Annotated in this window: 27 protein-coding genes and 1 pseudogene; 12 read left to right on the top strand and 16 right to left on the bottom strand. The window is 62.2% G+C overall.

Features of this window, described 5'->3' with window-relative positions:
• Window positions 1–58: 58 nt before the first annotated feature.
• Both ACW9JE_RS15955 and ACW9JE_RS15950 read right to left on the bottom strand, forming a co-directional pair.
• Window positions 59–640, bottom strand: a complete 582-nt coding sequence (locus ACW9JE_RS15955; protein ID WP_224537742.1) for a mechanosensitive ion channel family protein — start codon at window positions 638–640, stop codon at window positions 59–61.
• Window positions 640–2550, bottom strand: a complete 1911-nt coding sequence (locus ACW9JE_RS15950; protein WP_224537740.1) for an ATP-binding cassette domain-containing protein — start codon at window positions 2548–2550, stop codon at window positions 640–642. Before ACW9JE_RS15950 ends, ACW9JE_RS15955 begins: the two co-directional genes overlap by 1 nt.
• A gap of 50 nt (window positions 2551–2600) precedes the next feature.
• Here ACW9JE_RS15950 and ACW9JE_RS15945 point away from each other — a divergent pair, with 50 nt between their 5' ends.
• Entirely contained in the window at window positions 2601–3065 is a 465-nt protein-coding gene (locus ACW9JE_RS15945) for a TIGR02444 family protein (protein WP_224537738.1), read from the top strand.
• Here the strand turns inward: ACW9JE_RS15945 and ACW9JE_RS15940 are convergent.
• A complete protein-coding gene (locus tag ACW9JE_RS15940; protein ID WP_457433279.1) occupies window positions 3062–4363 on the bottom strand; it encodes an AlgP family protein in 1302 nt (433 codons plus the stop codon). The genes ACW9JE_RS15945 and ACW9JE_RS15940 overlap by 4 nt on opposite strands.
• Before the next feature lie 192 nt (window positions 4364–4555).
• On the opposite strand from ACW9JE_RS15940, the gene ACW9JE_RS15935 reads away from it, so the two are divergent.
• Window positions 4556–5221 (top strand): FKBP-type peptidyl-prolyl cis-trans isomerase, encoded by a 666-nt coding sequence (locus tag ACW9JE_RS15935; protein WP_224537735.1) that lies wholly within the window; start codon window positions 4556–4558, stop codon window positions 5219–5221.
• A gap of 60 nt (window positions 5222–5281) precedes the next feature.
• Here the strand turns inward: ACW9JE_RS15935 and rsd are convergent, their stop codons facing one another.
• The 8 genes and pseudogenes from rsd to ACW9JE_RS15895 all read right to left on the bottom strand — a co-directional run.
• Window positions 5282–5740, bottom strand: coding sequence for a sigma D regulator (gene rsd / locus ACW9JE_RS15930; protein WP_175379605.1), 459 nt, complete (start codon window positions 5738–5740; stop codon window positions 5282–5284).
• A gap of 174 nt (window positions 5741–5914) precedes the next feature.
• Window positions 5915–6466 (bottom strand): disulfide bond formation protein B, encoded by a 552-nt coding sequence (locus ACW9JE_RS15925; protein ID WP_457433278.1) that lies wholly within the window; start codon window positions 6464–6466, stop codon window positions 5915–5917.
• A gap of 298 nt (window positions 6467–6764) precedes the next feature.
• Window positions 6765–8003: a heme biosynthesis HemY N-terminal domain-containing protein gene (locus ACW9JE_RS15920; RefSeq protein ID WP_457433277.1), complete on the bottom strand. Its 1239-nt coding sequence runs from the start codon at window positions 8001–8003 to the stop codon at window positions 6765–6767.
• Complete coding sequence (locus tag ACW9JE_RS15915; protein ID WP_457433276.1) at window positions 8000–9142, bottom strand: uroporphyrinogen-III C-methyltransferase; 1143 nt, start codon at window positions 9140–9142, stop codon at window positions 8000–8002. The genes ACW9JE_RS15920 and ACW9JE_RS15915 overlap by 4 nt, the downstream gene beginning before the upstream one ends.
• A 16-nt stretch (window positions 9143–9158) precedes the next feature.
• On the bottom strand, window positions 9159–9926 hold the full coding sequence (locus ACW9JE_RS15910) for a uroporphyrinogen-III synthase (protein ID WP_457433275.1): 768 nt from the start codon (window positions 9924–9926) through the stop codon (window positions 9159–9161).
• The gene (gene hemC, locus ACW9JE_RS15905) at window positions 9923–10864 is read right to left on the bottom strand and encodes a hydroxymethylbilane synthase (RefSeq protein ID WP_224537727.1); all 942 of its coding nucleotides are present in this window, start codon (window positions 10862–10864) and stop codon (window positions 9923–9925) included. Before hemC ends, ACW9JE_RS15910 begins: the two co-directional genes overlap by 4 nt.
• A 138-nt stretch (window positions 10865–11002) precedes the next feature.
• Window positions 11003–11749: a LytR/AlgR family response regulator transcription factor gene (locus ACW9JE_RS15900; protein ID WP_175379599.1), complete on the bottom strand. Its 747-nt coding sequence runs from the start codon at window positions 11747–11749 to the stop codon at window positions 11003–11005.
• Window positions 11746–11862, bottom strand: a pseudogene (locus tag ACW9JE_RS15895) (sensor histidine kinase); the annotation flags it as partial. The gene ACW9JE_RS15900 and the pseudogene ACW9JE_RS15895, both read right to left, overlap by 4 nt.
• Window positions 11863–12306: 444 nt before the next feature.
• On the opposite strand from ACW9JE_RS15895, the gene argH reads away from it, so the two are divergent.
• Window positions 12307–13701 carry an argininosuccinate lyase gene (gene argH, locus ACW9JE_RS15890; protein WP_457433274.1) on the top strand — a complete coding sequence of 465 codons (1395 nt, stop codon included), beginning with the start codon at window positions 12307–12309 and terminating at the stop codon, window positions 13699–13701.
• A 64-nt stretch (window positions 13702–13765) separates the two neighbouring features.
• Here the strand turns inward: argH and ACW9JE_RS15885 are convergent, their stop codons facing one another.
• The gene (locus ACW9JE_RS15885) at window positions 13766–14440 is read right to left on the bottom strand and encodes a glutathione S-transferase family protein (RefSeq protein WP_457433273.1); all 675 of its coding nucleotides are present in this window, start codon (window positions 14438–14440) and stop codon (window positions 13766–13768) included.
• 205 nt (window positions 14441–14645) lie between these two features.
• On the bottom strand, window positions 14646–15305 hold the full coding sequence (locus ACW9JE_RS15880; protein ID WP_224537722.1) for a glutathione S-transferase family protein: 660 nt from the start codon (window positions 15303–15305) through the stop codon (window positions 14646–14648).
• Window positions 15306–15441: 136 nt separating this feature from the next.
• Between ACW9JE_RS15880 and ACW9JE_RS15875 the strand changes: the two genes are divergently transcribed.
• From ACW9JE_RS15875 to ACW9JE_RS15865, 3 genes are all read left to right on the top strand, one after another.
• Window positions 15442–15726 carry a hypothetical protein gene (locus ACW9JE_RS15875; protein WP_224537720.1) on the top strand — a complete coding sequence of 95 codons (285 nt, stop codon included), beginning with the start codon at window positions 15442–15444 and terminating at the stop codon, window positions 15724–15726.
• A 207-nt stretch (window positions 15727–15933) separates the two neighbouring features.
• Window positions 15934–16179 (top strand): TIGR02647 family protein, encoded by a 246-nt coding sequence (locus ACW9JE_RS15870; RefSeq protein ID WP_224537719.1) that lies wholly within the window; start codon window positions 15934–15936, stop codon window positions 16177–16179.
• Between the two features lie 190 nt (window positions 16180–16369).
• Window positions 16370–19213, top strand: a complete 2844-nt coding sequence (locus ACW9JE_RS15865) for a class I adenylate cyclase (RefSeq protein ID WP_457433272.1) — start codon at window positions 16370–16372, stop codon at window positions 19211–19213.
• Between the two features lie 7 nt (window positions 19214–19220).
• Here the strand turns inward: ACW9JE_RS15865 and rnk are convergent, their stop codons facing one another.
• The 3 genes from rnk to cyaY form a co-directional block, all read right to left on the bottom strand.
• The gene (rnk, locus tag ACW9JE_RS15860) at window positions 19221–19631 is read right to left on the bottom strand and encodes a nucleoside diphosphate kinase regulator (protein WP_224537715.1); all 411 of its coding nucleotides are present in this window, start codon (window positions 19629–19631) and stop codon (window positions 19221–19223) included.
• A 234-nt stretch (window positions 19632–19865) separates the two neighbouring features.
• Window positions 19866–20087 carry a DUF1289 domain-containing protein gene (locus tag ACW9JE_RS15855; protein WP_457433271.1) on the bottom strand — a complete coding sequence of 74 codons (222 nt, stop codon included), beginning with the start codon at window positions 20085–20087 and terminating at the stop codon, window positions 19866–19868.
• Window positions 20088–20091: 4 nt separating this feature from the next.
• Window positions 20092–20424 carry an iron donor protein CyaY gene (cyaY, locus tag ACW9JE_RS15850; protein ID WP_224537711.1) on the bottom strand — a complete coding sequence of 111 codons (333 nt, stop codon included), beginning with the start codon at window positions 20422–20424 and terminating at the stop codon, window positions 20092–20094.
• Between the two features lie 306 nt (window positions 20425–20730).
• Between cyaY and lptM the strand changes: the two genes are divergently transcribed.
• From lptM to ACW9JE_RS15820, 6 genes are read left to right on the top strand one after another with little or no spacing between them, the layout of a single operon-like run.
• Window positions 20731–20901, top strand: a complete 171-nt coding sequence (lptM, locus tag ACW9JE_RS15845) for an LPS translocon maturation chaperone LptM (protein ID WP_175379589.1) — start codon at window positions 20731–20733, stop codon at window positions 20899–20901.
• Window positions 20902–20910: 9 nt separating this feature from the next.
• A complete protein-coding gene (gene lysA / locus ACW9JE_RS15840; RefSeq protein ID WP_224537709.1) occupies window positions 20911–22158 on the top strand; it encodes a diaminopimelate decarboxylase in 1248 nt (415 codons plus the stop codon).
• Window positions 22159–22162: 4 nt separating this feature from the next.
• Window positions 22163–22993: a diaminopimelate epimerase gene (gene dapF, locus ACW9JE_RS15835; RefSeq protein WP_457433270.1), complete on the top strand. Its 831-nt coding sequence runs from the start codon at window positions 22163–22165 to the stop codon at window positions 22991–22993.
• Window positions 22994–23006: 13 nt separating this feature from the next.
• A complete protein-coding gene (locus ACW9JE_RS15830) occupies window positions 23007–23732 on the top strand; it encodes a DUF484 family protein (RefSeq protein ID WP_224537705.1) in 726 nt (241 codons plus the stop codon).
• 2 nt (window positions 23733–23734) lie between these two features.
• Window positions 23735–24634, top strand: a complete 900-nt coding sequence (gene xerC, locus ACW9JE_RS15825) for a tyrosine recombinase XerC (protein WP_224537704.1) — start codon at window positions 23735–23737, stop codon at window positions 24632–24634.
• Entirely contained in the window at window positions 24631–25338 is a 708-nt protein-coding gene (locus tag ACW9JE_RS15820) for an HAD family hydrolase (protein WP_457433269.1), read from the top strand. The genes xerC and ACW9JE_RS15820 overlap by 4 nt, the downstream gene beginning before the upstream one ends.
• Window positions 25339–25459: the final 121 nt, after the last annotated feature.

Below are 25459 nucleotides of genomic sequence, written 5' to 3'. Positions count from 1 at the left end.
AAATCCACTGTAGGAGCCGAGCTTGCTCGCGAAGGCGTCCTCCCAAACAACAGAGGACTTACTTCTCAAACCCGGAAGAAGGGAAAACATCAGTCCCCCGCCAACGCCGCACCGACCGCTGAAAGAACAGGCTATTGGGCACCTGCACCATCGCACTCCCCGTCCCCAGCTCCTCAGCCTCGATCAACGTGGTGTACAGCAGATTGATCGCCACTACCCGCCCCTTCACGCCAGGCTTGTCGGTGGTGTCCACCAGCTCCACCACATCCCCCAGACGGAACGGGCCAACGGTGAAGATCAGCACCGAGCACAGCAGGTTCGACAGCACGCTCCACATGGCGAAAAACGCCACCGCCGCGACCGCGACAAAACCCGACAGCGCCGTCCACAACACCGTGGCCGACACCCCGAGGCGCTCGAGGACAAAGATCAGCGCGCTGCCCATGATCAGCCAGCGCAGGCCGCCACGCAGCGGCATCAGCAATTGCGGCGGGAACGGATAACGCTCGCCCAGCCGGGTCAGGACCTTGGCCACGAAACGCTGGGTCAGGTAGCCGGCGAGCAGAATCAGCAGGATTTGTACGCCGAGCCAGATCGGCTCGACCCACATCGCCGGCAGTGGCAGCTTGAACGCTTCCATCAGGACAGCGACTCCAGCTCCGCCTGCATGCTTTCCAGCAGTTCCAGAGCTTCCATCCAGGCTTCTTCAAGCTCCGCTTCACGCACCTTCAGCTTGGCCTGTTCGGCCAGCAGGTCCCGCAGTTCGTTCTTGCGCATCGGCTCGTAGATATCGCTGTCGCCGAGGCTGGCATCGATCTTCGCCAGTTTCTCGTGCAACTTGCCCAACTCGGCTTCGAGCTTGTCAGCTTCGCGCTTGTGCGGCGCCAACTGCTGACGCAGAGCGGCTGCAGCCTGACGCTGGGCCTTCTTGTCGGTCTTGTCCGGGTTGACCGGTGTGTTGCTGACCGGCGCGTTGCGCTGACGGTAATCCACCAGCCAACGGGTGTAGTCGTCCAGGTCACCGTCGAACTCTTCGACCTTGCCGTCGGCCACCAGGAAGAAGTTGTCGGTGGTGCTCTTGAGCAGGTGACGGTCGTGGGAAACCACCAGCACCGCACCGCTGAACTCCTGCAGGGCCATGGTCAGCGCCAGGCGCATTTCCAGGTCCAGGTGGTTGGTTGGTTCGTCTAGCAGCAACAGGTTCGGCCGATCCCAGGCAATCAACGCCAGGGCCAGACGGGCTTTCTCACCACCGGAGAAATTCAGCACCGGCTCGTCGATCCGCGCGCCACGGAAGTCGAAGCCGCCGAGGAAATCACGCAGGGTCTGTTCGCGCTCGGTCGGCGCCAGGCGCTGCAAGTGCAGCAACGGGCTGGCCTTGGAATCCAGAGAGTCGAGCTGATGCTGGGCGAAGTAACCGACGACGGTGTTTTCGCCGCGGGTCATGCGACCGGCCAGCGGCGACAGTTCGCCCGCGAGGTTCTTGATCAGGGTCGACTTGCCCGCGCCGTTAGGGCCGAGCAGACCGATCCGCGCACCCGGCGTGAGTTGCAGCTTGACCTTCTCCAGCACGGTCTTCTCGCCGTAACCCAAGCGGGCATCGGACAGGTCGATCAGCGGGCTGGAGATTTTCTGCGACTCGCGGAAGACGAAGTCGAACGGCGAATCGACGTGGGCAGCGGTCAGCTCCTCCATCCGCTCCAGCGCCTTGATCCGGCTCTGGGCCTGACGGGCCTTGGTGGCCTGGGCCTTGAAGCGGGCGATGTAGCTTTCCATGTGCGCACGCTGCGCCTGCTGCTTCTCGTAGGCCTGCTGTTGCTGGGCCAGGCGTTCGGCACGGGCACGCTCGAAGGCGCTGTAGCCACCGCGATAAAGAGTGATCTTGCGTTGATCGACGTGAGCCACGTGATCGACCACGGCATCGAGGAAATCTCGGTCGTGGGAGATCAGCATCAAGGTGCCGGGATAGCCCTTGAGCCACTCTTCGAGCCAGATGATCGCGTCAAGGTCCAGGTGGTTGGTCGGCTCGTCGAGCAGCAGCAGGTCCGATGGGCACATCAGCGCCTGCGCCAGGTTCAGGCGCATCCGCCAGCCACCGGAGAAGTCGCCGACCTGGCGATCCATCTGCTCGTTGGTGAACCCAAGACCGGCGAGCAACTTGCGCGCCCGGGCGTCGGCGGTATAACCGTCGGCGCTGTCGAGCTCGGAGTGCAGGCGGGCCTGCGCGGCACCGTCATGGGCCGCTTCGGCTGCCGCCAGGTCGCGTTGCACCTGGCGCAGACGCAGGTCGCCGTCGAGCACGTAGTCGACCGCCAGGCGTTCGAGGGTATCGACCTCCTGGCGCATGTGGGCGATACGCCAGTCGGCCGGCAGGAAGCAGTCACCCGAATCCGGATGCAGTTCACCACGCAGCAAGGCGAACAGGCTCGATTTGCCGGCGCCGTTGGCACCGATGAGGCCGGCTTTCTGGCCGGCGTGCAGGGTCAGCTCGGCGTCTTCTAGCAGACGCTGCGGGCCACGCTGTAAAGTCAGGTTCTGAAGTCGAATCATAATGGCGGCGGAGTCTACCAGCTTCGCTCGCAACTGGCGCGAGTAGCACTATGTCCTCTGACCTGTGGAGCTTTTCCCTGAGCATTTATGCCCGACCGGGCGTTGAACAGGCCTGCCTGCGATTGCAGTCTGCGGGGCTCAATGTGTGTCTGCTGCTGTGCGCGGCGTGGCTGGGACGGCGCGGTGTTATCTGCAATGAGCAACGCTTGCGCGAGCTACGCAGCCTGACAACGCCTTGGGACGCCGATGTTGTGCAGCCGCTACGCGCACTGCGCATGCAATGGAAATCCGCCGCCACGGGCGATGCCGATCTGCATGAATTGCGCGAGCAAGTGAAGGCACTGGAACTGGAAGCCGAACGACGTCTGATCTTGAAACTGGAGCGATCGGCGCAAGACTGGCCGCAGGGTGAGGCGACCGATTTATCGGCCTGGCTTGAAGGTGTGGCGGCAGGCGCCGCCCACCTGGACCGCGACGCGCTGCATCAGCTGCGCGTCGCGGCAACCGGCACTTAGGAAGCGCTGGTTGGGGTGCTGGTGGTGCTCGACGGTGCCGCTGGCGTTGGCGCAGAGGTAGCTGTCGAGGTAGTAGCTGCTGGCGTAGATGCTGCGGCAGCAGACGGTGCTGGAGTCGCAGGAGTTGCCGGCTTGGCAGCGGCTGTCGGAGCCGCTGTGGAAGCGGAAGCCGGCTTGGCGGCAGCAACCGGTTTTTTCACCGCTGGCTTGGCTGCGGGTTTTGCCGCGGCTGGTTTCGCTGCTGGCTTGGCGGCAGGTTTGGCTGCGGCTGGCTTGGCTGCGGCTGGCTTGGCAGCGGCTGGTTTTGCTGCTGGTTTTGCGGCGGCTGGTTTTGCCGCAGCAGCTGGTTTGGCTGCCGGTTTCGCCGCAGCAGATTTTGCTGCAGTGGCTGGCTTGGCGGCTGCAGGTTTCGCGGCAGCGGTTTTCGCAGCCGGTTTAGCGGCGGGTTTTGCAGCGGCAGTTTTGGCAGCTGGCTTGGCAGCGGTTTTAGCTGCGACAGGTTTTGCGGCAGGCTTGGCAGCCGGTTTCGCAGCAGCTGTTTTAGCGGCAGGTTTTGCTGCCGGCTTGGCGGCTGGTTTTGCTGCTGCGGTTTTCGCTGCGGCAGGTTTGGCAGCGGCGGTACGCGCAGCAGGTTTGGCGGCGGCGGTACGAGCGGCGGCTGGCTTGGTAGCGGTGGTGCGAGCAGCAGGTTTGGCAGCAGCAGTACGCGCGGCGGCTGGCTTGGCAGCCGGTTTGGCCGCAGCTGTTTTAGCGGCTGGCTTGGCAGCGCTGGCAGCGGCAGGTTTTGCTGCGGCTTTCACCGGTGCTTTGGCAACCGGTTTGGCGGCAGACTTGGCCGGCGCTTTTGCGGCAGCCGGTTTGGCAGCGGCTTTCTTCGCAGGTGCCGCAGTTTTGGCTGCACGCAGGGACAACGCCTTGCCGACAGCCTCTTGAACACGACCAACGCCCTGGGCCAGTTTCAGGCTTTCCTGAGCGTCACGCTTGAGTTGCAGGATGTAGCCGCGAGTGTCCGACTGACGCTCTTTCAGAGCATCGAGCAGGTCTTCGAGTTGCTGCACGGCGTCCTTGGCTTTGCCTTGCGCCTTGGCCTTGCCGGCCGCTGCGGCGTCCTGCAATTTGGTGCGGGATTTGTGCAATTTTTCCTGAGCTTTGCCGCGCTGTTTTTCCAGTTTGGCGAGCAGTTTTTCAGCATCAGCCAAGGCTTCTGAGCAGGCAGTTTCGAGGTGCTCGAGCAAGCTGCCCGACAGTTGTTGGAGAAGATGCAACGGAGTGTTTACTGGCTTCTTGGTGGCCGACATGGTTTACCTCCTGGCTGAAGTGAGTGCGGCTCATACTAGACCTCTGCTGCAACCGCCGCTAGGGCATGTTGACACTATCGAAAGCGTCCTGTTGCAAAGGAGCGAAAAACTTCTTCGCTTGCGCAAAAGCAGTTCACCGTTAAGCACATTCTCACTGGCATAATCGCCCGCAATTCAGGTCGGAGAGTGCCCATGTCGCGCTACCTTTTTTTATCGCTGTGCGTGATTTTTTCCGTGGCTCAGGCCGCCGAAAAAACCCAGGAAAATGACGCGCACGATCTCGCCTACAGCCTCGGCGCGAGCCTCGGCGAACGCCTTCGCCAGGAGGTCCCGGACCTGGAGTTGAAGGCTCTGGTCGAAGGGTTGCAGCAAGCCTATCAAGGCAAGCCACTGGCATTGAAAGACGAGCAGATCGAACAGATTCTGTCCGAGCATGAAGCCCGGGTGGCGATGCAGACACCGGCACCGGAAAACCAACTGGCGGTGGAAAACGAAAAACGTTTTCTCGCCGAAGAAAAAGCCAAGCCTGGCGTTCGCGAACTGGCCGATGGAATTCTGCTGACGGAACTGACACCGGGTAACGGCGCCAAGGCCGGACCGAACGGAAAGGTGCAGGTGCTGTACGTCGGTCGCCTGCCTGACGGCACCGTGTTCGACCAGAACAATCAGCCGCAGTGGTTCAGTCTCGACAGCGTGATCAGTGGCTGGCGCAGTGCGTTGCAACAGATGCCGGTCGGGGCGAAATGGCGTCTGGTGATTCCATCGGCGCAGGCCTATGGCGCCGACGGTGCGGGCGACCTGATCGCGCCATTCACGCCACTGGTGTTCGAAGTCGAATTGCGCGGCGCGACCGGCTGATCGCGCAAATGAAAAACGGTGCGCCGTGGCGCACCGTTTTTGTGTCTCGCGGAATGCGGTTCAGACCTGAACCGAATCCTCTGCCTTGTGCGCGGTGTGCAGCACTTCGATCAGGCAATCTTCCAGTTCGAAGCGTTCATGCAACAGGCCGCCGAGCTCCTTGAATTTCTCCGCGACGCATTTGCCTTCATCACACAGATCGTTGAAAGCCAGGAGCTTCTCGGTGATGACGTCGATGCGTGGGTACAGGGTTTCGGCGAGTTCCAGGCCGCGCTTGTCGTTGAAGGCCTTCGCCTCCCCCGTCAGCTGTTCGTAGATTTCGAAGTGGCCAGCCGAAACGTAATCGACCAGTACGCCGCAGAACTCCTGCAAGGGTTTGCGGCTTTCACTCAGCGCTGCAGGCTCTGCGCCAAGGGCGTCATAGGCCCCGATCAGTTCTCGGCGCTCCTGCAACCAGCGATCGATCAGCAGGTGCACTCCACCCCAGCGTTCCTGAGCATTCTGACAACTTTCGAGCATGGTGATCTCTCTTCCCTTTTGGGTCAGCTGCTCTATGCCCGTTCGCCTCTTGTAATGGGCGTTCGGGGCAGAGCGTCATCGAGCAAGACAAAATTCCAATGACACGTGCGGGCCAGATTATGCCCGCAGGACTGTGGCTTCAAGGTACGCAGGCGATAAAGTTCATACAAGTGTTTAATCATTCAACAGCGCTTGCTGCGACGACTCGCCGCCGAGCGGTCGCGTTGTGGCGAGCCAGACAAGTCGCAGGAGTTGGTAAACGGCCAGAATCGACATCGCGACGAAGAACAGCAGGCTCCACTCGGGGATGCTTAGATCCAGCAGCGTCCAGGAGCGCTGGGTGCAGTCGAAGGCACCTTTGAATATTTGCTGCACGACACACAACCACGGCTCGGCGGCGAACAGCTCTGAGAGGTTAGAAGCACAACCCGCCAGTGGCTGCGCCGGATTGCCTTGCAACAGCACCTGCCGCCCGGCGGTGAGAGTACCCGCCAGGCTGCTGAGAAGGCCGAGCAACCAATAGAGAGAGGAGCCGAGGCGACCGGGACCCTGCACCGCCGCCATAAGGCAGATGCCCGTCAACAGCGCCAGGCAAATCCGTTGCAACAGGCACAGGGCGCAGGGGCTCAGGCCGATGGAATATTCCAGATAATAGGACACGCCCAGGACCAGGGCGCCCGCAACGAAGACCGTGAAAAACAAGGAGCGTGTGCAGGCCAAAGACATGGCTTTTCCGTAACAGTTGGGACCGACGGCTACGGTAGAGGAAAGCGCTTTGGCGTTTCAAGGCGGGTTGCTTGGGACAGTTCAGCAGGGATGTAGGGAAATCCCAACACGGGACAGAGGAATCGGTGAAACCCTCTGTAGGACTTTGCTTCTGAGGCTGTAGGAAGGCAAAAACAGGGCAAATTTCGCCCCTCAGAACCACACAAATCCGGACGCAGGCTGCGCCAGCTGCTACGTGTACCGCGGCGTACGCAGAACCTGTAGCAGCTGCCGAAGGCTGCGTCCGGCGGCTACAGGATCATGCGCGAGCAGGTACGGGCAGCGGTGCGGCGAGCAGGCGCTCGTCCAGCAACCCAAGGCCTTCCTGGAACAACTGGTTGCTGCGTTCGGTATCGCCCATCTGCGCCAGCAGCCGCGCCAGTTCGGCGCAGGCTTCCGGGTTGCGCTCCATGTGCAGACTGCGCTCCAGATAGTCCCGAGCCTTGCCCCACAGGCTGCTTTGCAGACACAGGCGACCCAGGGTCAGCAGCAGGCCGGAATCGGCGGGATGCTCCTTGAGCCAGCCCTCGGCGAGGTGCAACTGACGCGCCGGATCGCTGCCGCGAACCAGCCCGTAGAGACGCGCCAGATGGCTGTCGTAGTGACGCTTGAGCGCGTTGCGCAAGACCTCTTCAGCCTCGGCCTGCGCTCCCAGTTGCCGCAGTTGTTCGGCATAGGCAAGCACCAGTTGCGGTTCCTGGCGTTGTGGCGAGGTCAACTGCTCCCAGGCGCTCTTGAGCGATTGCAGGCCCACGGCCCCTTCGCCTTCGCGCTGAGCCGCCAGGGAAAGATTCTTGCCCCAGGCACGACGCTCCAGCTCCGCCAGTTCGGCTGCGGGCAGGACCTTGTCCTTGCGCAGCTCCGGCAGCAGGCGAATCACCGCCGGCCATTCGCCTCGCAACTGATGCAAGCGCTGCAACTGACGCAATACCTGCGCGTTATGCGGGTGACGCTCACGCATCGCTTGCAGGGTCGCCAAGGCGCCTTCGGTGTCGCCACGGTCGGTCTGCAATTGCGCGTGGTTCAAGGCAATCGCCAGCTCGGCCTGTGGCTGACGCTCAAGGGCACGCTCCAGCAGGTTGTCGCTCTCTTCGTAATTGCCCTGTTCGTTCGCCGCACGGGCAGCGCCGAGGTAATACAGCAGCGGTTGGCGTTCAGCTTCCGCAGCCCGTTGCAGATGACGTTGCGCGCTGGCCCAGCGACCTTCGGCCAGATCCAGCTGACCATGCTCGATCGCCACCTGCACCCGGCGGCTGCGGTTGCGCCGCGACCAGGGATTGACCACGCCGCCGGACGTCAGCACCAGCTCGATCGATGCCTTGATGCCCCAGATCACCAGCCACAGGACCGCCACCAAAGCCAAGGTCGCCCACAGGCTCGACTCGTAACGGAAGCTTTTATAAGCGATCAGCACGTAACCGGAATGCTCGGCAATCGCCAACCCCAGCGCCGCCGCGGCGGCGATGACCAGAAACAGGATCACATACAGGCGCTTCATGGCGTGGTCTCCTGCGCAGTGCTTGCGGCAGGTTTGGGCAGCGGTTTGATGGAGTCCTCGGCATTGACGTTGCGACGTTCCAGATAACCTTGCACGGCGCTCAGCGTGCCGGTCAGGTCAGGGGTGACCACGGTGACAGGTTGCTTGCTCAGCTCGGCCACCTGATCGAGCATCACTTTGCTCTGCGCGTTGTCCGGGTTGAAGTTGCCCTTGAGCACGTCACGCGCCTCGTCCAGCGCCTGGGTGTAAACCGCCGCCTGGCCATTGAGCGCGGCCCACTGCGCCTGCTCCAATGCCAGGCTCAGCGCCAGACGCACCTGGCTCAGGCTTTGCCCGGCCAGCAACGGACGGACGTTTTTGTCAGCGTTGAAATCGATACGGATGTAACGCGAGATCTGATCCCACCATTGTGCCCAGCGACTGGCGCCGTCACCGTCGGCGGTCAGGCCGAGCAGGGATTCGCCACGGTCCTTGTACTCGGGCGCCAGCTCAGTGAGACCGGTCACCTGTTCGCGCAGGGCGCCCAGGCGCAGGAACAGGCCGGTGCGATCTGGCTGGTCGGTGCTGCGCAAGGCCACCAAGGTCTTGGCCACCTGTTCGCGGGCAGCGAAGGAGCCCGGATCGTTTTGCTCGCGCAGAATGTCGTCGGCGCCCTGGACCAGGGCCTGGGCGCTGCTGATGTCTTGCAACGCGGAGAGACGCAGACTGGCCAGTCTCAGCAAATGCTCGGCCTCGGCCAGGCGCCAGTCCTTGCGGCTGGCACCAAGAACGGTTTCCAGACGCTGATTGAGTCGCTGCTGATCGCCCTGCAACTGCACCACCAGACGGCTGCGCTCTTCCAGCACGTCGGCGCCGGGCAGTTGCTCCAGACGCGCGCTCAGGCGCTGCTCATTGAGCTTCAGGCTCTGCGCCTCATCGCTCAAAGCCTGCACCTGGCTCAGCTGCTGCTGATTGGTCGCCTGCAAATGGCGCACCTGCCAGACTCCCCAGCCGCCCACCGCGACACCAGCGGCGCCGAGCAACAATGCGACGACGGCCAGGCCATTGCCTCGGCGCGGCTCTGTGGCAGGAGGTGGAGTTTCAATCGGCGCATCCAGTACTGGCCGGACGTCTTCTTTAGGCAAGGCTGTTTCGCTCACGTATCCATCCTTTGCATTAGTAAACGGGTACGGGATGCTCCCGTAACGCCGCCAGCAAAGCCGCGGCACTGGCGCCACGACAATCCACAACTGTCAGGGCGCCGGCGGCACGTGCCAGCTCGGCGACCCTGGGACTTGGTACAAACAACGGCAACCGCGCCAATTGCGGCCAGGCATCGCCAGCCAATTGATGCAGGTGCTCAAAACCCTGTCCACTGCTGACCACCAGCGCATTCAGGCGTTCCGCACGGATCCGCTCCGGCAGCGCCGCAGGTAGATATTGCGGCAGCTCGCGGCGGTACAACTCCAGATAATCGACACTAGCACCTAGCTCGCGCAAGCGCTCAGCCAGCAACTCGCGACCGCCCTCGCCCCGCATGATCAGCACGCGTGGATCGGGCCGGGCAATGGCCTCGCGCAGGTTCGCCAGTTCGAGCAAGGCTTCGCTGTCATCGCCGTCTTGGGGGAAGCTCACATCCAGGTCGCGATCCTCGAGGATCTGCGCGGTCGCAGCACCGACGCTGAACCACTTCACGGGCGGCGTCTGCGGGTAAAACCGATCGAGCAATTCGATGCCGATCCGCGCGGCCGGCTTGCTGACCACGATCACCGCACAATAGCGATCCAGTCCCTGGATCACCTCGCGCATTGTGTCAGAGGCAGGGATCGGCACGATGTCCAAAAGCGGCAAGCTGCTGCTGAAAATCCCCTGATCCGCCAGCACGCCACTGAGCGCCGCCGACTCATCCGCCGGACGCGTCAGCAGCAGGCGCCAGCCGGTCACTCGTGACCTGCCTCGCCATAGACCGCCTTAAGAATGTCGGCAGCGCCCTGGCTCAGCAGGTCTTCGGCCACTTGCACACCCAGCGCTTCAGCATCGCCACGGGGCGCACGCGCCTGGGCGCTGAGCAGCAGGCCGCCATTGGGATCGCCCACCAGGCCACGCAACCAGACCTGCTCGCCTTCGAGCACGGCATAGCAGGCGATCGGCACCTGGCAGCCGCCATTGAGGTGTTTGTTGAGGGCGCGTTCGGCAGTCACGCGGGTGGCGGTGTCCTGGTGATGCAGCGGCGCCAGCAGTGCGTGGATTTCGCTGTCACCGCTGCGACATTCGATGCCGACCGCGCCCTGGCCACCGGCCGGCAGGCTGTCATCGACACTGATGGCCGAGGTGATGCGGTCTTCGAAACCCAGGCGGATCAAGCCGGCGGCCGCCAGGATGATCGCGTCGTACTCGCCCGCATCCAGCTTGGCCAGGCGGGTGTTGACGTTGCCGCGCAGGAAGCGGATTTCCAGGTCAGGGCGACGGGTCAGCAATTGCGCCTGGCGACGCAGGCTCGAGGTGCCGACGATGCTGCCTGGCGGCAGGGCATCGAGGCTGGCATAGGTATTGGAGACGAATGCGTCACGCGGGTCTTCGCGTTCGCAGATGCAGAACAGGCCCAGGCCTTGGGGGAAGTCCATAGGCACGTCTTTCATGGAGTGCACGGCGATGTCGGCTTCGTCTTCCAGCAGCGCGGTTTCCAGTTCCTTGACGAACAGGCCCTTGCCACCGATTTTCGACAACGGCGAGTCGAGCAGCTTGTCGCCGCGACTGACCATCGGAACCAGGGTCACGAGCAGGCCCGGATGGGCCTCTTCCAGACGGGCTTTGACGTATTCGGCCTGCCACAGGGCAAGAGCGCTTTTACGGGTGGCGATGCGGATTTGGCGAGTGGACATGGATCAATCCGTACTGAATAGATACGGCGGATGATAACAGCTCAGCCAAATCCACTTTGACTTGTATCAGAAACTACTCGGCCTCCCTGGCCCCGGATGTCCGGAAATCGGGTGAGCAATTTGCCTGCGGCCCGCGGATCACAGCTGCTGCATCATTTTCCGTACGCCAGCGACGTGACGCCGACTGACGATCAGTGCATCGCCGTTCAAGCCCTTGAGGAACAGCTGGAAATGTCCCAGAGGCGTGCGCTGCAGACGTTCGATTCGATCGCGAGCGACCAGGGCATTGCGGTGAATGCGCACGAAACGTTCGCCGAATTCGTCCTCCAGAGCCTTGAGCGGTTCATCGAGCAGCACTTCACCGGCCTCGTGGCGCAAGGTCACGTATTTGTGATCGGCAATGAAGTAGACCACCTGGTCGATGGGAATCAGCTCGATCCCCTTGCGGGTGCGCGCACTGATATGGCTGCGAGGGCCACTGCCGCTGTCGGCCGCCGGCCGGGTCAGGGCGGAGAGTTGAACGCGGTTGGGGCGTTCGGCTTTTTTCAACGCGTCATGTAGATGTTCAGTTCTCACCGGTTTCACCAGATAGCCTACGGCGCTGGCCTGTAAGGCTCCCTCTGAATATTCATCGGGTCCTGCACAGAACACCACGGCGGGCGGGGTCTCGCGTTCGCACAATCGCGCTGCCACCTGCAGGCCATCGAGGCCCGGCATGCGGATATCGAGCAGCACGATATCCGGCTTGTGGCTGTCGATCAGTGCCAACGCTTCCTCGCCATTCGTGGCGCTGGGCTCCAGGACACTGTATCCCTCGAGTTCGCCAACCATTCGGCTCAGGCGCTCGCGGGCAGTAGGGTCGTCATCAACGATCAGGACATTCATATTGCGCTGGATTCCTGCGTGAGTCTCGCACAAGGATAGCGTAGACAGGTGAAGTGACGTCCGTCACCGCGATCCACGCTAAGACTAGCGCGAGCGTCAAAAAGTGCCGCTCGTCCGGAAGCAAAATTTTCATCTGCCGGACAATTGACGGACCAGGCACGCATTGGCGACAGACCGCCACAGGGTTTGCTGTTACGCAATATGAACACCCCCTCTACTTATAGTCAGCGTCTGCACCGAGAAGTGCGCTGCTCCTACTGTCCAACTGTAGACGGTTGGCGGAGCGATATTGCTCAATCGGAAAATATCGTTGTGATGACCACCCTGCTCCGATAACTGTGGGAGCGAGCCTGCTCGCGATGGTCGTCAACGATGACACTGGCTATCTGGTTCCCCGTGGTGTTCTTTCGTGCATCGCGAGCAAGCTCGGCTCCTACAGGGGTCGGGGGCGTGTGGTGGAAAAGCAGTCGACCAGCGTCAGCGCCAGCCCCGGCAACCCTGTTATCATCCGCCGCAGCTTTCAACGCCATCTTTATCCAGCCGATACGAGCGAATTCATGAGCACTGACAAGACCAATCAGTCCTGGGGCGGCCGCTTCAGTGAACCCGTCGACGCCTTCGTCGCCCGCTTCACCGCCTCCGTCACCTTCGACCAGCGCCTGTATCGCCACGACATCATGGGCTCGATCGCCCACGCCACCATGCTGGCCAAGGTCGGCGTGCTGACCGATGCCGAGCGCGACAGCATCATCGACGGCCTGAAGACCATCCAGGGCGAAATCGAGGCCGGCCAATTCGACTGGCGCATCGACCTCGAAGACGTGCACATGAACATCGAAGCGCGTCTGACCGACCGCATCGGCGTGACCGGCAAAAAGCTGCACACCGGCCGCAGCCGCAACGACCAGGTCGCCACCGACATCCGCCTGTGGCTGCGTGACGAAATCGACCTGATCCTGGGCGAAATCACCCGCCTGCAAAAAGGCCTGCTGGAGCAGGCCGAGCGCGAAGCCGGCAGCATCATGCCGGGCTTTACTCACCTGCAGACCGCGCAGCCGGTGACTTTCGGGCACCACATGCTGGCCTGGTTCGAAATGCTCAGCCGCGACTACGAGCGTCTGGTCGACTGCCGCAAGCGCGCCAACCGCATGCCGCTGGGCAGCGCCGCACTGGCCGGCACCACCTACCCGATCGACCGCGAATACACCGCCCAGCTGCTGGGTTTCGAGGCCGTGGGCGGCAACTCCCTGGACAACGTGTCCGATCGTGACTTCGCTATCGAATTCTGCTCGGCCGCCAGCATCGCGATGATGCACCTGTCGCGCTTCTCCGAAGAGCTGGTGTTGTGGACCAGCGCGCAGTTCCAGTTCATCGATCTGCCGGACCGTTTCTGCACCGGCAGCTCGATCATGCCGCAAAAGAAAAACCCGGACGTGCCGGAGCTGGTACGCGGCAAGACCGGTCGCGTCTTCGGTGCCTTGATGGGCCTGCTGACCCTGATGAAAGGTCAGCCGCTGGCCTACAACAAGGACAACCAGGAAGACAAGGAACCGCTGTTCGACGCCGCCGATACCCTGCGCGACTCGCTGCGCGCCTTTGCCGACATGATCCCGGCGATCAAGCCAAAGCACGCGATCATGCGTGAAGCGGCCCTGCGCGGCTTCTCTACCGCCACTGACCTGGCCGACTACCTGGTGCGCCGTGGCCTGCCGTTCCGTGACTGCCACGAGATCGTTGGCCATGCCGTGAAGTACGGCGTGGACACCGGCAAGGACCTGGCGGAGATGAGCCTGGAAGAGCTGCGCAAGTTCAGCGACCAGATCGATCAGGACGTGTTCGCCGTCCTGACCCTGGAAGGTTCGGTCAATGCCCGCAACCACATCGGCGGCACTGCACCGGCTCAGGTGAAAGCTGCTGTTGCGCGGGGTCAGGCGCTGCTCGCCAGCCGCTGATTCCTCGGCAAGTAACACAGCGTGAAAAAAGAGCCCGATGGTCACGACCATCGGGCTCTTTGTTTTAGCGGCCTGCACTCCCTACCGCTCGCACCCGCGCCAGAAACGCCGGCGCTTCGGCCACTCTGTCCGCAGCGATTTTTTGCACGTTCGGATTCTCGGCCAGTCGCTGCAATAGCGCGGTGGCGCCAGGCATTCCCATCAGATAGTCGATTCCGAACAAGCGTTTGCCGACGTCCACCGCTAGATCGACGCTGTACAGAAAGTACAGGTCGGCCAGCGTAAACTGCTCTCCCGCCACGAAAGGCGAGAACCGCGCACGCTGCTTCAGCGCCTTGAAACCCTTGAGCAGATCCCGCTCGGCCTTGTCCCGCAACGCTTGCGGGGTCGGTCTGCCACCGAAGAACACCTCGACGTAACAGACCCGCGCCGGCAGTTCGATGTACAGCTCGATTTCCTTGGCCAGTGCCCGAACCCGCGCCCGCTCGAACGGATCGGTCGGCAGCAGAGCGACGCCCTCTTGGGTCTCTTCGATGAAGTCGAGAATGGCGTCGGTTTCGCTTAGAAAGCCTTGGCCGGTTTCCAGCACCGGCACCTTGCCCCGAGGGCTGACGGCGAGAATCTGCGGATTCTGGCAGCCATAAAACGGAACGGTCTCAAAAGGGACGCCCTTTTCCAGCAGCGCTAGCTTGACCATGTTGAAGTAATTACTGGCCGCGAAGCCATAGAGCTTGAGCATGATGAGGTCTCCTTGACCGTCTGGTTTCCATTACGAAAACAATCCAGCGCTCAAGGTAGGCATCGCTCGGAGAAGAGGTGGTTTTGGGCTATTGCCGCATATGACAAAAGCGCCTGAAAAGGCTGTCCGGCGGGCGTGAAGGCCATATGGGACAAAAGATTGCGAGTCTTCTGCAGCACAGGCCTTCCTCGTTCAACCCTGACGATTACTTCTTGGTCGCGATCATCGCCATGAACGCCGGCATCGCCGCTTCCTTGTCCGCAGCGATGCGCTGAACGTTCGGGTTCTGCTCAAGACGATGCAACAACGCCTTGGCTGCCGGCAGCTCGGCCAACAGGTCGATCTCGAACAGCTTCTTCGCCACTCCGCAGGCCAGCGGCACGCTGTAAAGGAAGTACAAGTCCGCCACGCTCAGGCTGTCGCCCGCCACATAAGGGCTGAACTTGCCGTGACGTGCCAGGGAGGCAATGCCCAACAGCAGTTCGGCCTTGGTCTTTTCCTTGATCGCCTCCGGCAGCTTGGCGCCGAAGAACGCTTCGCCGTAACAGGCACGCGCGGGTAATTCGATATACAGCTCGATTTCCTTGGCCAGCGCCAGCACCTGGGCGCGCTCGAATGGATCGCTCGGCAGCAGCGGCGTGCCTTTCTGGCTCTGCTCGATGTAGTCGAGGATCACCATGGTTTCGTTGATGAAACCCTGCTCCGTCTTCAGCACCGGCACCTTCCCGCGAGGGCTGATGGCCAGGGCCTCGGCGGTCTGACCAGCGTAGAACGGCACTTCTTCGAAGGGCAGTCCTTTCTCCAGCAGCGCCAGCTTGACCATGTTGTAGTAGTTGCTGACGGCGAATCCATAAAGCTGAATCATCACAAGCCTCCAGGCCGTGCGGGGTGGGCGGTGTCTATTTCCAGAACACGCTTATAGAACGGCGAGCGGATTCTTGCCAGCAGCATCACCGGGCTGAATGCGGGTAAACTGGCGGCCATTTCCCGAGGAGCCAGCCATGAGCGAGCCAACCGATATCGACAACGACGAAGAAGAGTTCGCCGAAAGCACCCTGATCCAGGCCATCGAAAACCAGATCGAAAGCGAGAACCCGCCAGCGGCCAAGGCGACGTTCAACAAGCTGACGCTGGTGGGCTACGAGCGCGAAGACATCCTCAACCTGATGGCTCACGTTCTGGCGGTGGAAATCGACGCAATCCTCGAAGAAGACCGCGCGTTCAACACCGAATGGTACGAAGCGGCGCTGCGGGCGCTGCCGGAATTGCCCCCGGAAAAGAAATAACCCCGCCTCCTGTAGGAGCGAGCATGCTCGCGATGCACGACCAGACACCGCGGGGTGTCAGGCTGCCAGCGTCATCGTTGACGACCATCGCGAGCGTGCTCGCTCCTACAGGGAATTCCGATTTGTTGTGTTGGCACTGGACATGCCGCACCGGCAGGTTCACCTTAAGGGCGCTGTTGTCCCATTCCAAGAAAGTATGGAGTCCTTATGTCGTTTACCCCTGAGTTGGTTGCCGAACTGGAAATCCTTGCACTCTACAACCTGGACAGTTCCCAGGAAGGCTTGAAAATTCACCATACCGCTGCCCCCCACGCAATTGCCGCTGCCCAACGCCTGCACGAAAAAGAACTGATTACCCAGCCCGATGGCGGTTACCTGACCAGCCTGGGGCGCGATGCCGCCGAACACGCTCAATCCCTTCTGACTATCCTGACGACTCAGGAAACGGCCTGACCGTACCGTATCGCCCACGGAAAACCCGAAACGGGACATCCGTGGGCCTGTTCGGCTGGCTGACCTTTTCCAACGTTATAAATCTGACGTCAAAAAAACAAAATCAGCTTAAATGTCCAAGGGACGAGACGCTAAACTGCGCTCACCCCAAAGCCCCACGTCCGAGCCCAGCGAGCCGGTTTGAGCTGACATGACCCGCAACCATGAAATCCGCCCCGATCTGGACGAGGGCATCGACCGCAAGGTGCTGAGCCAACTGCGCGCCCGTTTTCTCAAGCTCAACGAAGGTCGCATGGCCCGCGCCATGGAGGGTCTGTCGACCCGCCAGCAAGGCGTGCTGAGCCTGTTGCCGCTGTTTTTCCACGTCAATCATCCGCTGTTGCCAGGCTATGTCTCGAGCAGCACTCCGGCCGGGCTGTCGAACTACGAGCCCGACGCCAACCTGCTGGCCGAAGCCCAGCGCCTGACCCGCTCGTTTACCTATAAACCGCGCCACGGCAGCAACCCGCCACGGCCGATTCACGGCCTGTTCCTGATGGGCAGCCTCGGCACCCTGGCCCAGGCCGACCAGAGCGATATGGACCTGTGGGTCTGCCACAGCCCGGACCTGAGCGAGAGCGAACTCAATGAGCTGCGCAAGAAATGCCAGTTGCTCGAAGCCTGGGCCGCCAGCCAGGGTGCGGAGGCGCATTTCTTCCTGATCGACCCGGAGCGGTTCGTGCGGGGCGAGCGCGACAATCAGCTGAGCTCCGAGAATTGCGGCACCACTCAACACTATCTGCTGCTCGACGAGTTCTATCGCACCGCGATCTGGCTGGCCGGGCGCACACCGATCTGGTGGCTGGTGCCGGTCTATGAAGAATCCAGCTACGACCGCTACACCCACACGCTGCTTTCCAAGCGCTTCATCCGTGCCGACGAAACCCTCGACCTGGGCAACCTCGCCTTCATTCCGCCCGGCGAGTTCATCGGCGCCGGGCTGTGGCAGTTGTTCAAGGGCATCGAGTCGCCCTACAAATCGGTGCTCAAGCTGCTGCTGACCGAGGTGTACGCCAGCGAACACCCGCGGGTCCAGTGCCTGAGTCTGCGCTACAAACAGGCAGTGTTCGCCAACCGCCTCGACCTGGATGAACTGGACCCTTATGTCGTGGTGTACCGGCGCATCGAGGAATACCTGATTGCCCGCAACGAGCCGGAGCGCCTGGAGTTGGTGCGACGCGCGCTGTACCTGAAGGTCAATCGCAAACTCACCGGCAACAGTCGCACCCAGAGCTGGCAGCGCTCGCTGCTGGAGCGTCTGGCCCACGAATGGCACTGGGATCATCGGCAACTGGCTCTGCTGGACAGCCGCAGTCAGTGGAAGGTCCGCCAGGTCAGCTCCGAGCGCCGGGCGCTGGTCAACGAACTCAATTACAGCTACCGCTTCCTGACTCAGTTCGCCCGCCAGGAACAGACCGTGAGCCTGATCAACAAGCGCGACCTCAGCGTGCTGGGCCGGCGTCTGTATGCGGCGTTCGAGCGCAAGGCGGACAAGGTCGAGTTCATCAACCCGGGCATCGCTCCGGACCTGGCCGAAGACACACTGACGCTGGTGCACGCGCCCAACAAAAAGGAAGCCGGGCAATCCCAGTGGGGCCTGTACAACGGCAGCCTGACCGCCCTTGAGTGGGAGCACTTCGCGCCGATCAAGCGCAGCCGTCAGTTGTTCGAACTGCTGACCTGGTGCCATCGCAACGGCGTGATCGACAGCAGCACCCGCCTGGCCCTGCATCCCGGCAGCAGCGACCTGAGCGAATTCGAACTGTTCAACCTGCTCGGCAGCCTGCAGCAGACCATTCCCCTGCCGATGCCGACCATCGACGAGGAACCCTTGCTGCGAGCCAGCGTGCCCGGCGAAGTGCTGATTCTGGTGAACGTCGGCGTCGACCCGCTCAAGCACCACCGCGACCTGAACATCCTGATGACCACCGAGCGCACCGACTCCCTGAGTTATGCGGGGGTCAGGGAAAATCTGGTGCTGACCCTGGATCAGGTCACGCTCAACAGCTGGAACGAAGTGCTGGTGAGTCGCTTCGACGGCCCCCATGCCCTGCTCGACTGCGTGCGCGATTACCTCAACGACTTGCCCGACAGCCCGAACCAACCCCGGCTGCGGGTGCGCTGCTTCTGCCACAACCGCGCACAATTCATCGCGCAGCGCGTGGAAGGCATCCTCGACACCGCGCAGAACCTGTTGCTGAGCAAACTCAATCACCGCTACCTGATTCAGGTCCAGCAGCATTATCACGTGCTGGAGCTGGTGCCGGGCCAGGTCAACCATGTCGCCTTGCCGACGCTGGCGGCGCTGGTCGATTACCTGAGCGAGGAACTGGCCAGCTACAGCCCGCTGCACCTGGATTCGATGGCCCTGGAAGACCACGACCTCGCCCTGCTGCTGCCCATGGGCCAGCCCGACTGCATTCAGGTGTTTTACCGGGTCAATGAGGATCAGGCCGAGCTGTACGTGCTCGATGAATTCAACGCGCTGTGGCAACAGCGCCTGCCGTGGCACGACGAGCAGAGCCTGCTGGTGCCGCTGCAACGCTTCCTGCAATCGATTCAGTATCGGCGCGATGCCTCGCTGCCGATGGAGGCCGCCCAGCCTCGCAGTCTGGACATCCTCTATTACCAGCTTCTGCCAAACGGCACCGGACGGGCGCGCCGCGTCGAGGCCCGGACGGCGCCGCACACGCCAGCGAACAAACCTTTCTATGACGTTCAGGCAATCGTCGGCAAGGCTGCTCCGGGCGAGGTGCAGGTCACTCTGTACTGCAATCAGCGGGAGTTTTCAGAGTTGGAGCATGGCGACCAACTGTTCAGCGTGGTCGCCCGGGAAATCGTCGAGCAGCGCCGCGAGACCAGACGCTACCGCTGCTACATCACCGACCTGGACCTTTCGGGTCTGCTCGGTGACGGTCAGGGTTCCAGCAATCTGTATCTGCGCTACAAGGCGGACCTGGAGCGCGCATTGAACGAGGCGCTCGATCAGGTATGAGACGGGGTCAGACGTTGTAATCGCCGCCATTGGACGGCTGCGATTCGACTTCCAGCAGCGTCAGCTTCAGGGTTTTGCCGCCGGGTGCCGGCCAGTCAATGTGCTGGCCGACTTTCAGGCCCAGCAGTGCGCTGCCCACGGGTGCCAGGATCGAGACCTTGCCTTCGTCGGCGTTGGCATCCTTGGGATAAACCAGGGTCAGGTGATAGTCCTTGCCGCTGCTTTCTTCACGGCAGTGAACGCGCGAATTCATGGTCACGACGTCCGGCGGCACTTCATCGTGGCCTACCAGCGTCTCGGCACGGTCCAGCTCGGTTTGCAACGCAATAACGCCCGGCAGGTTTTCATCCAGGCTGTCGATCAGACGCTCCAGACGCTGAACGTCCAGACGGGTAAGGGTGATGGAAGGTGCGGTCATGATCAGGGCAGACTCCTTTCTTCTGCACAAAAAAAGCAAAACCCCGCCAGAAACAAGGCGGGGTTTTCACAAGCCTCGATGGGTTGAGGCGTATTCGGACACTATCACAGCTCAAAAAATATACAAGCCAGTGAGATTCTGTAGGAGCGAGCATGCTCGCGATGGAAGCCCGGACACCGCGGGCATTCAGGCACCCCGCGTTTTCGTTAACGTCCATCGCGAGCATGCTCGCTCCTACAGGAGAGCACCTTTGCGTTGCGCGGCCTGCTCGCAGATGACGCGTCGGCGCTCGTCATCCGCCGACCGCCACTCACGGATGTCTTCGACATGGCGGAAACATCCCGTGCAGACTTTTTGCTCATCCAGCCGACACACATTGCAGCACGGCGAGGGCACCGCCGGGCTGACGTTGCTGTAGAGCGGCTTGGGCGGACGAACGGGCGCAGGTTGTGTCACGGTGTTACAGACCTTCGAAGTCGAATTCGACACCGGCCTGTTGCTGGACGATGCGCTCGAGCATCTCGCCCAGCTGCTCTTCGCTCTTGTCGCACATCCAGCGCTCGCTCTCTTCGTCGTAATCGAAGTGGAAGCCGCCGGACACCGCCGCCAGCCACAACTGACGCAGCGGCTCCTGGCGGCTGAAGATCAGCTGGGTGCCGTTCTCGAACTTGACGGTCAGGACACCGGCCGAGCTCTCCAGATCGATATCCAGGTCGCTGTCCTCGAAGATGTCTTCCAGGGTTTGCTGGGTGGCATCGACCAGATCGTGGAAACGCGCTTCGGACAAACTCATTACGGCAACCTCAAAAAGTGTCTGATCAGGCTCAAGCGCCGCAAGATACGGCCGAGTCTCGTCGATTGCAAAAAATAACGACCCAGGGAGCTGTTTATGTGAGAGCGGGCTTGCTCGCGAATGGCGGGTCAGTCGAAACAAATGTCACTGACAGACAGCATTCGCGAGCAAGCCCGCTCCCACAGGGAATGCAGTATAGCGACCTGCATGCGCCAAGCCCCGCCGGACGGGAGCCCCCTCGCATAGGCAAGCCGTCGGGTGGCCGGTATACTCCGGCCCAATTAATGCATTTTCAAGGATTTCGCCATGAAGCGCCTGATCTCTTCCCTTGCTGCGCTCCTCGCGATCGCCTGCCTCGTCTCGGCCTGCGGTCAAAAAGGCCCGCTGTACCTGCCCGACGATGACCAGGACCCGGCCGAGCAAGCTCAGTCCTCGCAGAAGCAATCGTCCAAGCACAAGCACGACGTCTACCAATAAGGGAGCATCATGGACGCTTTTAACTACCGTGACGGTGAACTGTTCGCGGAAGGTGTTGCCCTGTCTGCTATCGCTGATCGCTTTGGTACACCGACCTACGTTTACTCCCGTGCCCACATCGAAGCCCAATACCTGGCTTACGCCGATGCGCTGGCCGGCATGCCGCACCTGGTCTGCTTTGCGGTCAAGGCCAACTCCAACCTGGGCGTGCTGAATGTCCTGGCCCGCCTGGGCGCCGGTTTCGACATCGTTTCCCGTGGCGAGCTCGAACGCGTACTGGCCGCCGGCGGCAGCGCCGACAAGATCGTGTTCTCCGGCGTCGGCAAGACCCGTGACGACATGCGCCGCGCCCTGGAAGTGGGCGTGCACTGCTTCAACGTCGAATCCACCGACGAGCTGGAGCGCCTGCAAGTGGTGGCCGCCGAGCTCGGCGTTCGCGCCCCGATCTCCCTGCGCGTGAACCCGGACGTCGACGCCGGCACCCACCCGTACATCTCCACCGGTCTCAAAGAGAACAAGTTCGGCATCGCCATCGCCGACGCCGAAGACGTGTACGTGCGCGCCGCGCAGCTGCCGAACCTGGAAGTGGTCGGCGTCGACTGCCACATCGGCTCGCAACTGACCACCCTGCCGCCATTCATCGACGCCCTCGACCGCCTGCTGGGCCTGGTCGACCGCCTGAGCGACTGCGGCATCTACCTGCGCCACATCGACCTCGGTGGTGGCCTGGGCGTGCGTTATCGCGATGAAGAGCCGCCATTGGCCGGCGATTACATCAAGGCCGTGCGCGAGCGTCTGGACGGTCGCGACCTGGCGCTGGTGTTCGAACCGGGCCGCTTCATCGTCGCCAACGCCGGCGTGCTGCTGACCCAGGTCGAGTACCTCAAGCACACCGAACACAAAGACTTCGCCATCGTCGATGCGGCCATGAACGACCTGATCCGCCCGGCGCTGTACCAGGCCTGGATGGACGTCACCGCCGTGCGCCCACGCGATACCGCCGCCCGCACCTATGACATCGTCGGCCCGATCTGCGAGACCGGCGACTTCCTGGCCAAGGAGCGTGAGATGGCCCTGGAAGAAGGCGATCTGCTGGCCGTGCATTCGGCAGGCGCCTACGGCTTTGTCATGAGCTCCAACTACAACACCCGCGGCCGTGCCGCCGAGGTGCTGGTGGACGGCGATCAGGCATTTGAAGTGCGTCGCCGTGAAACGGTAGCCGAGTTGTTCGCTGGCGAAAGCCTGCTGCCGGAGTAAAACCATGCTGCTGCGTTTTACCAAGATGCACGGCCTGGGCAACGACTTCATGGTTCTCGACCTGGTCAGCCAGCATGCGCACATTTTGCCCAAGCACGCCAAGCTGTGGGGCGACCGGCATACCGGCATCGGTTTCGACCAGCTGCTGATCGTTGAAGCACCGAGCAATCCGGACGTGGATTTCCGCTATCGGATCTTCAACTCCGACGGCTCCGAAGTGGAACAGTGCGGCAACGGTGCCCGCTGTTTCGCCCGCTTCGTGCTCGACAAGCGCCTGACCGCCAAGAAGAAGATCCGCGTCGAAACCAAGAGCGGCATCATCGAACTGGATGTGCGCAACGACGGGCAGATCGGCGTCGACATGGGCGCACCGCGCCTGGTGCCGGCCGATATTCCGTTCCAGGCCGAGGAACAGGCCCTGAGTTATCAGGTTGACGTCGACGGCAAGTCGGTAGACCTGGCCGCGGTGTCGATGGGCAATCCCCATGCCGTGCTGCGGGTCAGCGACATCAACAGTGCGCCGGTGCACGAGCTGGGGCCGAAAATCGAACATCACCCGCGCTTCCCGTCGCGGGTCAATGTCGGTTTCATCCAGGTCATCGACCGCAATCGCGCGCAATTGCGCGTCTGGGAACGCGGCGCCGGAGAAACCCAGGCCTGCGGAACCGGCGCCTGCGCCGCCGCGGTGGCCGCCATCAGCCAGGGGTGGATGGATTCGCCACTGTTGATCGACCTGCCTGGCGGGCGTCTGTCCATTGAGTGGGCAGGCCCTGGCCAACCGGTTCTGATGACCGGCCCGGCCGTTCGCGTATACGAAGGACAAGTGCGTCTTTGAGTGAGCCAAAGCCATGACCGATAAGCCACAGGTACCCGCCCGACAGTCCGACGAATCAGCGTCCGAAAGCCTGGAGGCGGCGGCGATTGCCGCGTACCTGGAGGCTCATCCGGACTTCTTCGTCGAGCACGAAGAACTGCTGCCATCCTTGCGCATTCCCCACCGACGCGGCGACACCGTGTCGCTGGTGGAACGGCAGATGACCATTCTGCGTGACCGCAACATCGAGTTGCGTCACCGTCTTTCGCATCTGATGGACGTCGCTCGCGACAACGATCGCCTGTTCGAGAAAACCCGCCGCCTGATCCTCGCCCTGATGGACGCCAACACCCTGGAAGACGTGGTGATGAGCGTCGAAGACAGTCTGCGCCAGGACTTCCAGGTGCCCTTCGTCAGCCTCATTCTGCTGGGCGACAATCCCACGCCGGTCGGTCGCTGGGTTACTCATGCCGAAGCACAAGTGGCTATCGGCGGCCTGCTGCAGGAAGACAAGAGCGTCAGCGGCAGCCTGCGCGAGCACGAGCTGGACTTCCTGTTCGGCGAAGAACAGCGCAAGCAGATCGGCTCCACCGCCGTCGTCGCCATCTCCCATCAGGGCATCCACGGCATCCTGGCCATCGCCAGCCGTGATCCGCAGCACTATAAGAGCTCGGTGGGCACTCTCTTCCTGAGCTACATCGCCGAAGTCATGGGCCGCGTGCTGCCACGGATCAACAGTTCCCTGCGCTCGGTACGCTGATCATGGAACGGCAACTGGACGCTTACTGCGAACACCTGCGCAGTGAGCGGCAGGTGTCGCCGCACACCCTGTCGGCCTACCGCCGCGACCTCGATAAAGTGCTGGGCTGGTGCGTCAAACAGAACATCGACAGCTGGACGGCGCTGGATATCCAGCGCCTGCGCAGCCTGATCGCCCGTCTGCATGCCCAGGGCCAGTCTTCCCGCAGCCTGGCGCGACTGCTGTCGGCAGTGCGCGGGCTGTATCACTATCTGAACCGCGAAGGCCTGTGCGACCACGACCCGGCCAACGGCCTGGCGCCGCCGAAGGGTGAACGCAGACTGCCGAAGACTCTCGACACCGACCGCGCGCTGCAACTGCTGGAGGGCGGCGTCGAAGACGATTTCCTCGCCCGCCGCGATCAGGCGATTCTCGAGCTGTTCTACTCATCCGGCTTGCGCCTGTCCGAACTGACCGGGTTGAATCTCGACCAGCTGGATCTGGCCGACGGCATGGTCCAGGTGCTCGGCAAGGGCAGCAAGACCCGCCTGCTCCCAGTGGGCACCAAGGCCCGCGAAGCGCTGGAGCAATGGTTGCCCTTGCGCGCCCTGGCCAACCCGGCGGACGACGCAGTGTTCATCAGCCAGCAAGGCCGGCGCCTCGGTCCACGGGCGATCCAGGTTCGGGTCAAGGCCGCCGGCGAGCGCGAACTGGGACAGAACCTGCACCCGCACATGTTGCGGCACTCTTTTGCCAGCCATCTGCTGGAGTCCTCCCAGGACCTGCGGGCGGTACAGGAATTGCTCGGCCACTCGGACATCAAGACCACGCAGATCTACACCCACCTGGACTTCCAGCACCTGGCTTCGGTCTACGACAGCGCCCATCCACGGGCCAAACGCATTAAAGGCGACGATTCATGACGATCCAACTGATCACCTTCGACCTCGATGACACCCTGTGGGACACCGCCCCGGTGATCGTCAGCGCTGAAGCGGTACTGCGTGAATGGCTGACCGAGCATGCGCCCAAACTGGGTGCGGTTCCGGTGGAACACCTGTGGGCCATTCGCGAGCGCATCATCAATAGCGAACCGGGTTTGAAGTACCGCATCAGTGCCCTGCGTCGACGTGTGCTGCTCCAGGCTCTGGAAGAAGCCGGTTATGCCCGGGCCGAAGCTTTGGACCTGGCCGAGCGCAGTTTCGAAGTGTTCCTGCATGCGCGGCACCAGTTGGAGATCTTCCCGGAGGTGCAACCGACCCTGGAAGTGCTGGCCAACCACTACGCCCTGGGCGTGGTCACCAACGGCAACGCCGATGTGCGCCGGCTGGGGCTGGCGGACTACTTCAAGTTCGCGTTGTGCGCCGAGGACATCGGCATCGCCAAGCCCGATGCGCGACTGTTCCACGAAGCCTTGCAGCGCGGAGGCGTCACCGCCAGGGCGGCGGTGCATATCGGCGATCATCCGGGCGATGACATCGCCGGGGCCCAGCAGGCGGGGCTGCGAGCAATCTGGTACAACCCTGCGGGCAAGATCTGGGAAGCCGAGCGCCTGCCGGATGCCGAAATCCGCAGCCTGACCGAGTTGCCGGCGTTGTTGGCGTTGTGGAACGCAAAGTCGGTCTGACGCAAAAACCTGTGGGAGCGGGCTTGCCCGCGAAGACGGCTGCACATTCAACATTGATGGTTGCTGACACACCGCTTTCGCGGGCAAGCCTCGCTCCTACAGGTTTTACACAAGCCCTGTA

The organism is Pseudomonas sp. SDO55104_S430 (assembly GCF_054070595.1).
This window is presented reverse-complemented; position numbering and strand designations above follow the sequence as displayed.

Coding starts and splice junctions, on each gene's coding strand:
- ACW9JE_RS15955 (WP_224537742.1), bottom strand. CDS start 640: ATGGAAGCGTTCAAGCTGCCACTGCCGGCGATGTGGGTCGAGCCGATC.
- ACW9JE_RS15950 (WP_224537740.1), bottom strand. CDS start 2,550: ATGATTCGACTTCAGAACCTGACTTTACAGCGTGGCCCGCAGCGTCTG.
- ACW9JE_RS15945 (WP_224537738.1), top strand. CDS start 2,601: ATGTCCTCTGACCTGTGGAGCTTTTCCCTGAGCATTTATGCCCGACCG.
- ACW9JE_RS15940 (WP_457433279.1), bottom strand. CDS start 4,363: ATGTCGGCCACCAAGAAGCCAGTAAACACTCCGTTGCATCTTCTCCAA.
- ACW9JE_RS15935 (WP_224537735.1), top strand. CDS start 4,556: ATGTCGCGCTACCTTTTTTTATCGCTGTGCGTGATTTTTTCCGTGGCT.
- rsd (WP_175379605.1), bottom strand. CDS start 5,740: ATGCTCGAAAGTTGTCAGAATGCTCAGGAACGCTGGGGTGGAGTGCAC.
- ACW9JE_RS15925 (WP_457433278.1), bottom strand. CDS start 6,466: ATGTCTTTGGCCTGCACACGCTCCTTGTTTTTCACGGTCTTCGTTGCG.
- ACW9JE_RS15920 (WP_457433277.1), bottom strand. CDS start 8,003: ATGAAGCGCCTGTATGTGATCCTGTTTCTGGTCATCGCCGCCGCGGCG.
- hemC (WP_224537727.1), bottom strand. CDS start 10,864: ATGTCCACTCGCCAAATCCGCATCGCCACCCGTAAAAGCGCTCTTGCC.
- ACW9JE_RS15900 (WP_175379599.1), bottom strand. CDS start 11,749: ATGAATGTCCTGATCGTTGATGACGACCCTACTGCCCGCGAGCGCCTG.
- argH (WP_457433274.1), top strand. CDS start 12,307: ATGAGCACTGACAAGACCAATCAGTCCTGGGGCGGCCGCTTCAGTGAA.
- ACW9JE_RS15885 (WP_457433273.1), bottom strand. CDS start 14,440: ATGCTCAAGCTCTATGGCTTCGCGGCCAGTAATTACTTCAACATGGTC.
- ACW9JE_RS15880 (WP_224537722.1), bottom strand. CDS start 15,305: ATGATTCAGCTTTATGGATTCGCCGTCAGCAACTACTACAACATGGTC.
- ACW9JE_RS15875 (WP_224537720.1), top strand. CDS start 15,442: ATGAGCGAGCCAACCGATATCGACAACGACGAAGAAGAGTTCGCCGAA.
- ACW9JE_RS15870 (WP_224537719.1), top strand. CDS start 15,934: ATGTCGTTTACCCCTGAGTTGGTTGCCGAACTGGAAATCCTTGCACTC.
- ACW9JE_RS15865 (WP_457433272.1), top strand. CDS start 16,370: ATGACCCGCAACCATGAAATCCGCCCCGATCTGGACGAGGGCATCGAC.
- rnk (WP_224537715.1), bottom strand. CDS start 19,631: ATGACCGCACCTTCCATCACCCTTACCCGTCTGGACGTTCAGCGTCTG.
- cyaY (WP_224537711.1), bottom strand. CDS start 20,424: ATGAGTTTGTCCGAAGCGCGTTTCCACGATCTGGTCGATGCCACCCAG.
- lptM (WP_175379589.1), top strand. CDS start 20,731: ATGAAGCGCCTGATCTCTTCCCTTGCTGCGCTCCTCGCGATCGCCTGC.
- lysA (WP_224537709.1), top strand. CDS start 20,911: ATGGACGCTTTTAACTACCGTGACGGTGAACTGTTCGCGGAAGGTGTT.
- dapF (WP_457433270.1), top strand. CDS start 22,163: ATGCTGCTGCGTTTTACCAAGATGCACGGCCTGGGCAACGACTTCATG.
- ACW9JE_RS15830 (WP_224537705.1), top strand. CDS start 23,007: ATGACCGATAAGCCACAGGTACCCGCCCGACAGTCCGACGAATCAGCG.
- xerC (WP_224537704.1), top strand. CDS start 23,735: ATGGAACGGCAACTGGACGCTTACTGCGAACACCTGCGCAGTGAGCGG.
- ACW9JE_RS15820 (WP_457433269.1), top strand. CDS start 24,631: ATGACGATCCAACTGATCACCTTCGACCTCGATGACACCCTGTGGGAC.